Annotated in this window: 9 protein-coding genes and 2 tRNA genes; 4 read left to right on the top strand and 7 right to left on the bottom strand. The window is 72.4% G+C overall.

The window, feature by feature from the left end:
• Positions 1 to 316 precede the first annotated feature (316 nt).
• The 6 genes from R3E98_13545 to R3E98_13520 form a co-directional block, all read right to left on the bottom strand.
• Entirely contained in the window at positions 317 to 2,992 is a 2,676-nt protein-coding gene (locus R3E98_13545; protein MEZ4424427.1) for a PIG-L family deacetylase, read from the bottom strand.
• Positions 2,993 to 3,030: 38 nt separating this feature from the next.
• Complete coding sequence (locus R3E98_13540; protein ID MEZ4424426.1) at positions 3,031 to 3,957, bottom strand: ABC transporter permease; 927 nt, start codon at positions 3,955 to 3,957, stop codon at positions 3,031 to 3,033.
• Complete coding sequence (locus tag R3E98_13535; GenBank protein MEZ4424425.1) at positions 3,954 to 5,003, bottom strand: ABC transporter permease; 1,050 nt, start codon at positions 5,001 to 5,003, stop codon at positions 3,954 to 3,956. The genes R3E98_13540 and R3E98_13535 overlap by 4 nt, the downstream gene beginning before the upstream one ends.
• A complete protein-coding gene (locus R3E98_13530; GenBank protein ID MEZ4424424.1) occupies positions 5,000 to 6,472 on the bottom strand; it encodes an ABC transporter ATP-binding protein in 1,473 nt (490 codons plus the stop codon). The genes R3E98_13535 and R3E98_13530 overlap by 4 nt, the downstream gene beginning before the upstream one ends.
• Complete coding sequence (locus R3E98_13525) at positions 6,469 to 7,503, bottom strand: BMP family protein (GenBank protein MEZ4424423.1); 1,035 nt, start codon at positions 7,501 to 7,503, stop codon at positions 6,469 to 6,471. Before R3E98_13525 ends, R3E98_13530 begins: the two co-directional genes overlap by 4 nt.
• Positions 7,504 to 7,620: 117 nt before the next feature.
• Positions 7,621 to 7,920 (bottom strand): 4a-hydroxytetrahydrobiopterin dehydratase, encoded by a 300-nt coding sequence (locus tag R3E98_13520; GenBank protein MEZ4424422.1) that lies wholly within the window; start codon positions 7,918 to 7,920, stop codon positions 7,621 to 7,623.
• Positions 7,921 to 8,132: 212 nt separating this feature from the next.
• On the opposite strand from R3E98_13520, the gene R3E98_13515 reads away from it, so the two are divergent.
• The 3 genes from R3E98_13515 (at position 8,133) to R3E98_13505 (ending at position 10,340) form a co-directional block, all read left to right on the top strand.
• A tRNA-Glu gene (locus R3E98_13515) sits at positions 8,133 to 8,205 on the top strand.
• Between the two features lie 57 nt (positions 8,206 to 8,262).
• A tRNA-Val gene (locus R3E98_13510) sits at positions 8,263 to 8,335 on the top strand.
• A 382-nt stretch (positions 8,336 to 8,717) separates the two neighbouring features.
• Positions 8,718 to 10,340, top strand: a complete 1,623-nt coding sequence (locus R3E98_13505) for a diguanylate cyclase (GenBank protein ID MEZ4424421.1) — start codon at positions 8,718 to 8,720, stop codon at positions 10,338 to 10,340.
• Positions 10,341 to 10,407: 67 nt separating this feature from the next.
• Here R3E98_13505 and R3E98_13500 read toward each other — a convergent pair whose 3' ends face one another.
• Complete coding sequence (locus R3E98_13500; protein MEZ4424420.1) at positions 10,408 to 12,567, bottom strand: aconitase family protein; 2,160 nt, start codon at positions 12,565 to 12,567, stop codon at positions 10,408 to 10,410.
• 173 nt (positions 12,568 to 12,740) lie between these two features.
• Here R3E98_13500 and R3E98_13495 point away from each other — a divergent pair, with 173 nt between their 5' ends.
• Positions 12,741 to 14,027, top strand: coding sequence for a hypothetical protein (locus R3E98_13495; protein ID MEZ4424419.1), 1,287 nt, complete (start codon positions 12,741 to 12,743; stop codon positions 14,025 to 14,027).
• Positions 14,028 to 14,074 lie beyond the last annotated feature (47 nt).

Genomic DNA, 14,074 nt, shown 5'->3' with positions numbered 1-14,074 from the left:
GCAGCGACGCGAAGAGCTCCGGGGGCCCAACCTGCCTGCCTCGTTCCACGGGGACCGTCGGGATGCCGGCATCCGCCGGCGTCCGGCTACGGGTGGCGTAGCCGCCCCCCGCGCTTCTCGTCACCGAGGAGCCGGGAGGAAGACGGACCCGCCGACCCGAGGCCGACGCGGGGATGGGCCCGAAGCGGCGAGCCCCGAGGGGATCGTCCGCCACCTGGAGCGGCGGGCTGAGGCAACCGACGTGCCACGGGCCCCCACCGGGATCGGCGGGGGCCCGTGTTCAGGAACGGCTAAAAACGAGCACAGTCCGAAGGGCTCAGGGCAGCACCCCCGGCCGCACCGAGAGCAGGTTGGCGAGCAGGCGGTACGCCCCCGGCACGCCCGCCGGAAGTTGCCGGAAGAGCGCCAGCCCGGTGTAGACGTAGACCCCTTCCCCGAGCGGCCCCACGAGCAGGCTCCCCCGCTTCGGGTCCTCGCCCGGGTCCGCCATCTCCAGCAGCGGTGTCCAGTGCTCGTCCCATTCGCCGAGGAAGTAGAGCCCGCGCTCCTGGACCCACCCCTCGAAGTCGGGCGGGCCGAGCGCGTTGGGCTGCGTCAGCACCGGGTTGTCCGGCTCCAGGAAGCGCACGGCGGCCGTCTCGTCGGTGACGCGGTCGTGGGGCCGGCGGATCTCGACGGGCCAGGGCGCGATTCCAGGCTCGTTGTAGGTGTACTGGTTGTACTGCGAGATCAGCACGCCTCCGCCCCGTACCCAATCCAGCACGGTCTCGTTGTACTGGATGAGGTCGGGCCGGGCCTCGTACGCCCGCACGCCCAGCACGATCACGTCGAAACGACCCAGGTCTCCGGACGCCAGGTCCTCGGTCGTGATCAGGTGGGGCTCGATGCCCAGCTCGCGGATGGCGGCCGGGCCGGCGTCCCCGGTGCCCATCACGTAGCCCACGCTCCGCCCCTGGGCCACCTGCACGGGGAACGCACGCAGGAGGGACCGGGCGGGATCGAACAGCGCGACACGCTGGATGTGCTCGTAGTCGATGAGCTGGACGGCTTCGTCGTACGTGGGTCCATCCGTGACGGTGGCCAGCGCGCGGATCGCGCTCTCCCCTTCGGCGACGTTGGCGGGCGGCACGACCTGGAAGGCGAAGGTGGCTCGGCTGCCCGCTCGTTCGAGGCGGAACGCGGCCTCTTCCGGCTCGGCCGTCCACCCCTCCGGCATCTCCAGACGCACCCTACCCGCACGGGCATCCGGTGCGTGGCTTTCCAGGGTCACGTTGACGATGCGCGGCTCACGCCGGTCGAGTGGCCACACCAGCACGCCGGGATCGAGCGCCACGGAAAGGGCGGGCAGGATCAACACGGGCTGCCGGTACTCACCGCGCGCGGGGTTCACACCGCGGTAGTCCACCGCGCCTTCCCAGGCGACCGTCGCGCGATGCCCCTCGGCCGCGAGCGTGAGCGCAACCCGCGCGGGGAAGCGCTCCGGGTCGCGGGGGAGCGCCCATTCCGACGGCTCCGCCGGCCACTGGTACATGGCACCCGTACGCGGCCGCTCCAGGTAGTACAGCCGCGACAGCGGCACGGAATCCGGCAGCTCGACCTCGAAGCTCCAGCGCTCGAAGGCGCCGGCCTCCACCGTCCGCGCCACGCCCTGCGCGGCGTCGGCCCAGTCGCCGAGCGGCTCCAGCGGCGCACTCTCGTCCGCGGTAGGCGGGCCGAACCGGCCCCGCAGCTCGGGCGGGCGCACCGGACGGGCGCGCGCGCCCGCGGGCAACGCCACCGACGGCGTCACGTCCGTGGCAGCCACCCCTCCGGCGTTCCAGACCTCCAGGTCCACGCGGAACGTCTCGCCGGGCACCAGGCGGTCGCGACTCGCGCGTGCGTCCACCACCACGCTGGCCGCGGCGAGCACCGCTTCCTGCATCCGCTCCGTACGCCGCGTGAGCTCGGCGCGCAACGTGCTGCCGCCGATCGCACCCGCACGTGCGCGCGCCAACGCGTCCGCGGCGCCCAGCAGCGCGGGCAGCGCCGACGAGGGGTCTCCGGGCACGAGCGCGCTGCGCGCCTCCGCAATCCGCTCACGGTACTCCCCGAGCGGATTCATCGCGGCCGCGGGAGCGTCGCCCGCGATGGCCGTCAACGCCGTGTCCACCCCCGCCCAGAGCGTCGGATCGGCCTCCAGGTCCGGCGCGCTGCGCACGAGGTCCAGGACCGAAGCCGCGGGTCCCAGCGTCTGCGGAACGCCCATGTCCTGCGAGCGATGCTGGCTTCGGCTCTCCATGGCGATCTGGAACCATGAGCGTCCGGTGACCGGATCCACGGCGCCCGTCACCACGCGGGTCGTATCCCCCTGGGTGCGACCCCGCAGGAGCTGATAGAGCTTGTCGGGCTGCCAGACCTCCACGCCGCGTACGAGCTGCTCCGGAAACCGTCCCGGATCGCCCGCCGCGCGGAAGGCTTCGCGCGCCATGATGCCCGCGGCCTGGTGCTGTCCGTGTCCGTCGGCGGGCGTGCCGCTGAAGACGGAGACGATGACCTGGGGCCGGTACGTGCGCACCACCCACACCACGTCCGCCAGCAGTTGCTGCCGCGGCCACAACGCCAGCGCTTCCTCCGCGTTCTTGGAGAAGCCGAAGTCGAAGGCGCGCGTGAAGAACTGTCGAGCGCCGTCGAGGCGGCGCGCGGCCAGCAGCTCCCCGGTCCGGATCGCACCGAGCCCCTCGAAGAGCTCCGGACCGATGAGGTTCTGCCCGCCTTCGCCGCGCGTGAGGGACAGGTAGGCGGCTTCTGCCCCCTGACCGCGCGCGAGCGCGGTGAGGAGCGCCGTGTCCTCGTCGTCGGGGTGGGCCGCGATGACGAGCACGCGCTTCACGCCGTCGAGCCCGCGCAGGAGCTCGGCCACACGTGCCGTGCCCCCGGCATCCGGGATCTGGGCGGCGAGGGGGAGGGCGGACGCCCAGGTCAGGAGCGCGAGGAGGATCGTTCTCGTTGTCATGCGTCGAAGCTACCCCGTTCGCGAGGGCCGGGTACCCCTCAGCGGCCGTCGGGAGGCCAGGGCTGCCCCAGCGCGGCCGGAGCGACCGAGCGGCCGCGCTGGACGGCCAGAGCCGCCAGGGTGAGCAGGTAGGGCAGGGCCAGGAAGACCGGGTACGGCAGGTCGAGCCCCAGGCTCTGCAGGAAGAACTGGAGGGCGGACGCGCTGCCGAAGAACAGGGCGGCCGCGAACACCGGAAGGGGACGCCAGCGTCCCAGCACCACGATCGCGATGGCGATGAACCCGCGCCCCGCCGACATGCCCTCGGCGAACGTGCCGGCGTGGGCCAGGGCGAGGTGGGCCCCGGCCACGCCCGCCATCACACCGGCGAAGGCGAGGGCGCCGACGCGCAGCCGTGCGACGGGTACGCCCGCCGCGGCGGCCGCGGTGGGGGCCTCGCCCACCGCCCGGACCCGCAGGCCCCATCCCGTGTGGAACAGCGCCCAGCCCACGGCCGGTGCCAGCAGGTAGGCCAGGTACGCCGTGGGTGCCTGGGCGAACAGCGCGCTGCCCACCACGGGCAGGTCCGCGAGCACGGGCAGCGGCAGCGGAGCCAACGTGGGGATGGTGAGCGCCGTGCCCGTCACCCCGAACACCTCCTGGTAGACGATGCCCGTGAGGCCCAGCCCGGCCAGCGTGATGGCGGTGCCCGTGATGATCTGGTCGGCGCCGAAGCCCACGACGACCAGGGCGAACACGAGCACCAGGGCGAGCCCGCCCCCGGCCCCGGCGAGGACCCCCACCGCGGGTGAGCCCGTCGCGAGGGCCCCCAGCGCGCCGGCCAGCGCGCCGGCGATGATCGAGCCTTCCAGCCCGATGTTCAGCACCCCCGCCCGCTCGCTGACGAGCTCGCCCAGGGCGGCCAGGATGAGCGGCACGGCGAGCCGCACGCTCGCCTCCAGGAAAGGCACGAGGGCCTCGCTCACGGGCCCTCTCCCACCGCCCGACTCCGCCACGCCCGCCCGGTACGGGTCGCCACGACCAGCACGGTCAGGATGAGCACGGCTTCGATGCCGACCACCCAGACGGAAGGCACCCCGGCGCTCCGCTGCATCGCGCCCGCCCCTCCTTCGAGGGCTCCGAGGAAGAGCGCGGCCAGCACCACGCCCGCGGGCCGCAGGCCTCCCAGCAGCGCGACCGCGATGGCCGTGTAGCCCCATCCCGGCGAGAGGTCCTCGTACAACGCCCAGGTGACCCCGGTCACCTCGAAGGCGCCCGCCAGCCCGGCCAGCGCCCCCGAGAGCACCAGGACGCCGGCGCCGACGCGCCCGGGGTCGATCCGCCCTGACAGGCGCGCGGCCCGGGGAGAGGCGCCCAGGGCGCGCACCTGAAAGCCCCAGTCCGTGCGCGCCAGCACCCGGTGCAGCAGCACCGCCAGCCCGATCGCCAGGAGGAAGCCCACGTGCAGGCGGGTGCCGCCCACCAGGAGGGGGAGATGGAAGGCCTCGGGCAGGGTCTCCGATTGCGGGAAGACCCCGCGGGCCTCCTGCAGCGGCCCCCGCACGAGGACGCTCGTCAGGTGGAGCGCCACGAAGTTGAGCAGCAACGTGGTGATGACCTCGTTGGTGCCGGCGCGCAGTCGGAGCAGGGCCGGCAGGGCCGCCCACAGGCCTCCCGCCAGCAGGGCGCCGCCGAGCGCCAGGGGAAGCGCCACCAGCGTGGGGAGGTCGGGCGCCGCCGCGCCCAGCGCCGCCACCGCGACCGCGCCGGCATAGAGCTGACCCTCGGCGCCGATGTTCCAGATGCCGGCGCGGAAGGCGAGAGCCACCGCCAGGCCCGTGACCAGGAGCGGCGTGGCGCGGACCAGCGTGATGGACAGGATCCGATCCGACGATCCCACCGCTCCGTCCACGAGCGCGGCCAGGGCCTGCGCGGGTGCGTGACCGCCCAGCGCGAGCGCGCCGGTCACCAGGACCAGCGCCACCCCCACCGCCAGGGCAGGCGTGACCCACAGCGCGGCCGCGCGTCTCATACGGACGCCGACAGCATGCGGGCGCCGACCTGCGCGGGGGTACGCTCGGCGTCGGGGACCGGATCCCAGCGGCCCCGGACGAGCGTGCCGATCCGGTCGCCGAGGGTCAGCACCTCGTCCAGGTCCGTCGAGATCAGCACCACCGCCCGACCCTCGTCCCGCAGCCGGAGCAGTCGCTCCTGCACGTAGGCGGCCGCGCCCAGGTCCAACCCGCGGGTGGGGTTCTCCACGACCAGCAGGGGTGCGTCGCGCGCCACCTCCCGTCCCACCACGAGCTTCTGCTGGTTGCCGCCCGACAGCGTGCGGGCCGGTGCGCGCGGACCCGGGGCGCGCACGTCGTATTCCTCCAGCAGGGCCTCCGTCCGCTTCCGGAGCGCCGGCCAGTCCAACCCCGATCGGCGCCGGGCACCGCGTGTACCGCGCAGGGCCAGCGCCACGTTCTCGACCAGATCCATGCTGCCGATCAGGCCCTCCCCCAGGCGCTCCTGGGGGACGTAGCCCACGACCGGCGGAAGCTGCGCCTCACCCCGCGTCGGGGCCTCCATCCCGGCGAGCACGAGCGCGAGCTCGCGCTGGCCGTTCCCCTCCACGCCCGCGACCGCGAGGATCTCCCCGCTCCGGACCTCCAGGCCCACGTCCGTCAGCACGTCCCGCCCACCACGCGTCACGCCGACCCCGCGCAGCCGGGCCACGACCGGCCCGGGATCCCTCGGCGCATGGGGCCTCGGACGGGGGGGATCGAACCCCACCATGGCACGCCCCAGGCGGAGCGCGTCGACGGCGGCGCGCTCCGCCTCCAGCACGGTCTCGCCGCGCCGCAGCACCGTGACGCGGGAAGCGATGGACAGCACTTCGTCCAGCTTGTGGGCGATCAGGATGACCGTCCGCCCCTCCGCGGCCAGGGCCCGTAGCGCACGGAAGAGCCCGTCGACCTCCGGCGGGGACAACACCGCCGTGGGCTCGTCGAGCACCAGGACACGGGGGTCGCGGTAGAGCAGCTTGAGGATCTCGAGCCGCTGTCGGGCGCCGACGCTGAGATCCTCGACCCGGGCATCGAGCGGCACGTCCAGCCCGGTCCGCGCCGCCACGTCCCGGGCGCGCTGGCGGATCCGCGAGAGCGGCAGGGGCCCCCACCCCACGTCGCGCCCCGCGGACAGCGCCACGTTCTCCAGCGCGGTGAGCGCTGGCACCAGCGCGAAGTGTTGATGGACGACCCCGATGGAGCGCGCGGCCGAGGCCCGGGGGGAGTCGATGCGCACGGGAGCCCCCTCCAGCCGGATCTCGCCGTCGTCGAGACGGACGAGCCCGGCCAAGGCACCGACGAAGGTGCTCTTGCCGGCGCCGTTCTCCCCCAGGAGGGCGTGCACCTCGCCGGCGAAGGCCTGGAGGTGCGCGCCCGCCAGGGCCCGCACCGGACCGTAGCGCTTCTCCAGGCCCCGCGCCTCCAGGGCGGGTGCCGAACCGCTCACGGCGTGGCTTCGCCCTCGACGAACGGGACGCGCGGCACGCGCAGCGTACCCGCCACGATCTCCTGTCGGGCCTCCTCCAGCCGATCCAGCAGCTCGGCGGGCAGCACGTCGGCCAACGCGGGATTGGGCACGAAGTCGATCACGCCGTCGCGGAGGCTCATGTCCAGCGGCTCGGCAGGCATCGGACCCGCGCGCAGCCGCTCGGCGGCCTGCAGGAACGCTTCCGGGATGCGGATGACGGCGCTCCCCAGGATCACGTCCGGCGCGACGTCGTTCTGATCCCGGTTCATCCCCATCGCCCACACGTCGCGGCCCCCGGCCCGGGCTTCGCGCACGGCCTGGAAGATCCCGAAGCTTCCCGCGTCCACGTTGTGGATCAGGATGTCCGCCCCCGCACGAAGCTGCGCCACGGCTGCCTCCTTCGCCGCAGCCACGTCCTCCCAGTCACCGGTGAAGGCCTCGATCACCCGTATGTCCGGCCGGACCGACATCGCCCCCGCCCGGAAGGCATCGAAGGTCCCCTTCACGGGAGGGATCTCGACGCCTCCGACCATGCCCACGGTCCCGCTGCGGGTCAGCGCTCCCGCCACCATCCCGGCCAGGTAGCTTCCCTCCTCCAGGCGGAAGATCAACGGGATCACGTTCCGCGCGATCCGGCCTCCGGAAGAGACCACGATGCGCAGGTCGGGGAAGCGCGCTCCGGCCCGGAGCGCGGCGTCCTGGTACTCGAACCCGTGGGCGAAGACCAGGTCGTAGCCGTCGGTGCCGAACGCGACGAACGCCTCGTCGAACTCGGCGGGCGTGCGGGTCTGCTGGTGGCTGACCCGGGCCCCCATCTCGGAGCCGATCCGTTGGAGGCCTTCGTAGGCGCCGGCGTACCAACCGGCGTCGGACACGGGACCCGACGTCAGCAGCGCGACACGGAAGGACGACTCCGCGGGGGCGTCGGAGGAGGGCGAGCGCTCGGATCCCGAACACCCGACGAGGAGGAGCAGGGCGACCAGGCCGCCCGGACCCAGAAGCTTCTTCATCACGCACACCGGTGGTGGGGGACGGCGGAGCCGGGAGCGGGAGCCCGGCCTCAGCGGTTCGGATCGAGGAAGCGGATCTCCCCCGCGCGCGAGGGACCGCACATGTGCAGAGCTTCCCTACCGGGCCGACGTCGCGAAATCGATGGTCCGCGCGACGTCCAGGTCGGACTTCGTGATCCCCCCCGCATCATGGGTCGTCAGCGCGATCTGGACCCGGTTGAAGCGGATGTCGATGTCGGGGTGGTGGTCGGCGTCGTCGGAGATGGTGGCCACGCGGTTCACGAAGACGATGGAATCGCGGAAGTTCTTGAACTTGAAGTCCTTGACGATGGACCCGTTCTGGAGCTTCCAGCCCTTGTGCTCGCCGAGCCACTCCTCGAGGGTGGCTTCGTCCAGCACGCGACGCTTCTTCGCCATTCGGTCGTCCTCGGCCTGATTCCGTACGTCGGGGAACGCCGCTTCGCCGGCATGTAACCCGTGGAGCGGCATTTGGTTCGGGCGGCGGTACCGGACCGCGGCCGACAGCGCCTTTCTGCGCAGCTCCACGCAGACCGGAAACGGGGTTGACGGCCGCAGGGGGCCGGGTATTTTCCACGTCTCCCGGAGGCTCGGGCCTCCGGGGCCGCTACGCCCCCATCGTCTAGTGGCCTAGGACATCTGGTTCTCAGCCAGAAAACCGGGGTTCGATTCCCCGTGGGGGTATCGGGTCCGCTCGTGCGGGTCCGCGCTGCGTGGGAGCCCCGAGACGCTTCCCGGAGCGGCCGCTTAGCTCAGCTGGTAGAGCACTACGCTCACATCGTAGGGGTCGCTGGTTCGAGTCCAGCAGCGGCCATGCGAGCGCCCCGCGCCGGGATCCGGTGCGGGGCGCTTTCGCGTCCGGTGTACCGGGGACTCCCCGGTGGGGGTCGGCACGAATGACCTCCAGGGGACCTTCCTGCCCCCCCGAGCGCGTGGGTTGAGGACCTCCTAAGGGACGTAAACACCTGACTTTGCGCCGCTTTCCCGAGGCGGCAGATCCTTCCGGGTCCTGAGGGGAAACCCCCAAGGGGCGCCATTCCCGGGCGGCCCTCCGAGGCGTATCCGCGTGCACGGGGAGGCGGATGACCGGGAAACGCTTGATTTCGCGCATTCCCGGGTATGAAAGGTGCAGCTTTCCCGGGTGCTGGCGCGTACCCGCTGGACCCCACCCCCGCCAAGGTCCTCTTGCAGTGCAGTTGACGAACTGGATCCTTCCCCCGTTGCTGGCCGTGCTGTGGTGTGTCGCCACGGCGGCCTACAGCCGGCGCACGCGCCCGGCCGCCGCATCGTTGATGTTGCAGGGGATGATGATCGCGGTCGCCCTCTACAGCCTCATGCAGGCCCTGGCGCTGGCCTTCACGAGCCTCACGGCCCAGCTCTGGTTCTGCAAGCTCCAGTATCCGGCCGTGCTCGGCGCCTCGGTCGCCTGGTTCCTCTTCGCGCTCCGCTACACCGGCCGCAGCCCGCGGACCAGCTCCCAGTGGGGTCCGTTGCTGGTCCTCATCGCGGCGGTGATCACGGGCCTGGTCTTCACCAACGACTGGCACGGGCTCGTCTGGGCGGACATCCAGCAGGTCCGCTCCGGTGCGCTGCTCAGCCTGTCGCTGGAGCACGGGCCGGTCTTCTACCTGCATGCGATCTATTGCTACGGCCTGATGCTGGCGGCGACGGCCGTGCTGGTCTGGACCGTGGGCCAGACCTATCACACCCGCAAGCAGCTCGTCGCGATCGTGGGTGGACCCGCGCTGGTCGTGGTGGCCACGATCCTCTATCTGTCGCCCCTTAGCCCGGGGGTGTGGTTCGACTTCATCCCGCTCGGCTACGCCTTCGCGGGTTCGCTCCTGGCGTGGGGCCTGATGCGGTCGGGCGCGGCCGACCTCGTGCCGGTCGCCCGCAACCAGGCGTTCGAGAGCATCGGGGACGCCGTCTTCGTCCTCGACGACGAAGGCCGCATCCTCGACTTCAATCCCGCTGGCGCCGCGATCTTCGGGCCGGCCACCCACGCCGCCATCGGCCGTTCGTTCTCGGATCTCGCGCGGGCTCCCGCGTTGGAGCATGTCCTCGACCTCGGGATCGCCGAGGTGCAGGACGTGACCATGGGTCCAGGTCTCGACGAGCGCGTGTACGATCTGCGGGTCTCGCCGATCCACAGTCCCTCCTCGGGCGCGTTGATGGGACGCGTGCTGGTGTTCCGGGAGACCACGGATCGGCGGCGTATCGAGGCCGGCTTGCGGGTGGTCACGGCCTCTCTCGAGGAGGCGAACACCGAGCTCGAGCGTCTCGCCAACAGCGACACGCTGACCGGGCTCAGCAGCCGGCGCTACTTCCTGCAGCAACTGGAGCGGGAATGCCGGCGCAGCCAGCGCCACGGGCACGACTTCGCGTTGATGCTGCTGGATCTGGATCACTTCAAGGAAGTCAACGACGCCTTCGGACACCAGGTCGGAGACGAGGTGTTGGTCGCGACCGCGCGCGCCGTGCGCTCCGTGGCGCGCGAGGTGGACGTGACGGGCCGCATCGGCGGCGAGGAGTTCGCGATCCTGCTCCCCGAGACCGACCTGGAAGGCGCGTCCGCGCTGGCCGAGCGCATCCGCACGGAAGTGGCGGACGCACGGCACACCGACCCGGACCAGAAGCCGTTCCGCGTGACGATCAGCATCGGGATCACGACCTGGGGCATGGGTCGCGACACACCCAGCGAGTTGTTGCGCGCGGCGGACCGGGCGCTCTACGCGGCGAAGCGCAGCGGCCGCAACCGGGTGGTGCGGGCGGCACCCTCGGCCGCGCCGGGCGAGCCCACCCTGGCCGACATCGCCTGAACGGACGAGGCCCGACGCCGGAAGGCGTCGGGCCTCGCTGCTCGCTCGGCCGGGTGACCCGCGCAGCCTACGCGGGCTGCGGCTCCCGCGCCGGCACCGGTCGGATCGGCTCTCCCGGCACCCACTCCACCACGGCACCTGCGACGGCGCTGGCCGCGACCGTGTAGGGCGAGCCCAGGTAGAGCTGCCCGGGACCGGAGCGACCGGGGAAGTTCCGGTTCTGCGAGGAGATCGACACGTCGCCCGGGGCTGCCGTCACGCCCGGCCCCGCGTTGATGCAGGCCCCGCAGCCGGGCTCGATGAACTCGGCACCCATGGCCTCGAAGAGCTCCAGGTATCCCTGCCGGCGGCAGTACTCCCGTACCTCGATCGAGCCGCACTGGATGTAGCAGCGCACATCGGGGTGGATGCGCAGACCCTGTGCCCGCGCCTCGCGGAAGACACGGGCGTACATGTCCATGTCCTCCTTCTTGCCCGCCGTGCAGGAGCCGGCGTAGGCGATGTCGATGCGGATGGGCTCGCTGCCGAGCTCGTCGACGTACAGCCCGTTGCCGGGGTCGCCGGGCAGCGCGGCCATCGGCCGCACGGAGGCCGCGTCGATCTCGATCACCTTCACGTATTCGGCGTCGGGATCGCTCTGCATGCCCGCCGCGAGCGCGCGCGCCTTGTCGGCGTCCATGCCGCGCTCGTTCACCAGGAACTCCACCGTGCGCTCGTCGGCCGCCACCAGGCCGGTGAACGCGCCGACCTCCGCCGCCATGTTGGTCATGGTGGCCCGCTCGTCGACGGACAGCGCCTCCACGGCCGGCCCGGCGTACTCGATGATCTGCCCGATCGCGTGCCCATCCCGGATGTAGGGATGCCGGAGGATCTCCAGCATGTAGTCCTTGGCCGTCACGTTCGCACGTGGCGTCCCCGAGATGACCACCTTGAACGAGGGCGGGACCTGCACGCGGACGTCGCGCGTGATCCAGGAGTTGAAGATGGCCGTGGTGCCCACGCCGAAGGCGAGCGCGCCGATCGCACCCGCGTGGGGCGTGTGCGAGTCCGTCCCGATGATGAGCATCCCGGGCTCGGCGTACTCCTCGAGGATCTTCGAGTGGCAGATGGCCTCGGAGCCCAACCGGTGTCCCATCTGCTCCCCGTACAGCTTGATCCCCTGCCGCTCGGAGAACTCGCGCTGCTTGACCTCGAGCTGGTTGGCGACGTCCAGCAGGCCCTCCTCGATCCGCTCCTGGCTCATGGCCTTGGCCAGGAAGGTCAGGTGATCGCGGAAGAAGAGGATGGAGCTTCGATCGGCGACCTCGGCGTCGGCGCCCAGCTTCTCCTCGAAGAAGATGGCCGCCATGGGCGTCACGTATTCGTGCGAGAAGCGGATGTCGGTACGGAAGAAGCCCGCCTCGCCGGGGCGCACCCACTCCACGCCCACGTCACCGGCGGCCGCGTCGACCACCCAGTGGCGGGCGAAGATCTTCTCCCCCAGGGTCATGGGCCGCCAGGGCGGCTGCACCGGCGGAAGGCCGGACAGCTCCGCCGCGGGAGAGGAGGCCTCGATGGCGGTGGACGAGGCGCTGTTCGCCGCGGCCAGCGCCTCGGGGAGCGGCAGCTCCACCTTGCCCTGCAAGCGGGCCAGGTTGAACTCGAACAGCCCGCCGTACTCGATGATCTGACGGGTGATCGGATCGGTGCCGGCGAGGAAGGCCTCGAGCGGGATCTCCTCACCCCGACGGATCCGCTCGATGATGCCGAAGTCCGTGGTGGTCAGCATCCCCAGGTTCTGGCAGTTCTCGTTGTAGATCCGCTCGATGCTCTCCCCGACCACCACCTGGATGCCCGCCATGAGCTCCGCATAGGGGCTCTGCTCGCGGGAGGAGCCCTTGCCCCGGCGCTTGCCCGCCACCGAGCACACGAAGCCGCCGGCCTTCACGCTGCCCCGCGTCACGGGCGCGACCGGCGTCCCGGTCGCGGGGTCACGGGAGCGCAGCCCCAGGTAGGGGAACTCGCCCAGGGTCTCGTCGTGGAAGTAGCAGATGTAGGCGGGCGTGATCTCGTCCGTGCTGATCTGATCGCGCAGCAGGGCTCGCAACTCGTCCGTCAGCTCGAGGTTCTCACCGTCCTGGAGCTGCCGCCGCATGAGCGCGGCGTCGTCCACCAGGAACAGGATCCGGCCCTCGAAGCGGAGGGTGCGGGGGCGCTTGGCAACGGTCCGGGTGAGCAGGTCCGTCATCGGCACTCCGGGAGTTCTGGGGTCCAGGGCGCCCGCCTCCGGGGGTGTGGGCGCAGTCTTGAAAGATAACGACGTGCCCCGGCCAACGCTGGCGCCGCGGGCGGGCATCCCATCCCCTGCACGCGCTGGAGACGCCCTCCGGCCCGCCACCTCCGCCGCCGCGGCGAGGCACCATGCTCCGGACCTGTCTTCCGTCCACGATCGCCCTGGCCTTCGTTCCGCTGGCCGTCGCTGCCCAGACGGTCACCGACCTGCCCCGAGCGGACCGGACGCTGGCCCTGCGCACCGAGGAGGTGTACCGCATCGGGGGCGCCGACGGGGCGGAGTGGCAGGAGCTGGCGCGGGTCACCCAGGCCGCCTTCGACGCGGCGGGTCGGCTCTACGTGCTCGATGCCCAGAGCCAGCGGGTGGTCGTGGTGGGGGCCGACGGCACCCACGTCCGCACGCACGACCTCCGGGGCGACGGACCGGGGGAGTTCAGGAGCCCCGTCTCCCTGGGCGTGGCGCCCGACGGGACATTGCTCGTCTTCGATCTCGGGCACATGGCCTTCCTGCGCTTCGGTCCCGACGGCCGCTTCCTGGGCCAGGAGGCCCACGGCCCGGACCAGGGCCTTCCGCTGCGCGGCTTCCAGGTCGACGCGCAGGGCCGGGTGCTGTTCAGCGGGGACGGCCTGCGGATCGGCGCGGGGGACGCCGGTCCCGCCGATCGGCGCCCGATCCAGCGGGTGGCGCCGGGAGCGGGCTCCGGGGTGGAGACCGCCTACGACGCCTGGCGCCTGCCCCCGCCCGAGCGCCCGGTGGAGCTCTCCCCCGGGGGCGGGATGCGCTTCTCCATGGGAGACGCCGAGCTGGCCTTTGCTCCCGGGCTGCACTTCGGCCTGCTCCCGGGCGGCCAGCTGGCCGTCACCGATTCGGTGGGCTATGCCGTCAAGCTCGTGGGCGCGGGGGGCCGCGTGGAGCGGGTGCTGCGCCGGCCCCTTCCGCCTCGCCGGGTCGGCGAACGGGACCGGGAGGCCTACCGGCGGCAGCGCATGGAGGCCGCGCGCGGGGGCGGCGGCGGGGGTGGCCGCCCGGGCGCGGTGATGATCGTGCGGGGCCAGGGTGGGGGCGGCAGCAGCGGCGGCTCGGGCTCGCAGACCGTCACGCTCGACCAGAAGGCCATCGAGCGCATGGTGGAGCAGCAGCTCGAGCAGACCACGTTCGCGCAGGAGCGCCCGGTCATCGCGGGGCTGGCGACCGACTGGGCGGGCCGCATCTGGGTGGAGCGCACGGCCGAGGCCGTGGGGGCGGAGGGGCCGATCGACGTGCTGAGCCCCACCGAAGGCTACCTGGGGACCGTCCCGGCGGACGGCCTCCGACTCCCGCTCGCGTTCGGTCCCGACGACCGGATGGCGGTGGTCGAGCTGGATGCCCTGGACGTCCCCACCGTGGTGGTACGCAGGCTGACCGGCCTGCGCTGAGGCCCGGCCGGACGGGGGCGCCGTCCGATCGGTCGGGGGCGCCGTGC

This window comes from Gemmatimonadota bacterium (assembly GCA_041390125.1).
Lineage (GTDB): Bacteria > Gemmatimonadota > Gemmatimonadetes > Longimicrobiales > Gaopeijiaceae > JAGQIF01.
The sequence above is the reverse complement of the archived record's forward strand: the minus strand, read 5'-3'. Positions and strand labels throughout refer to the sequence as shown.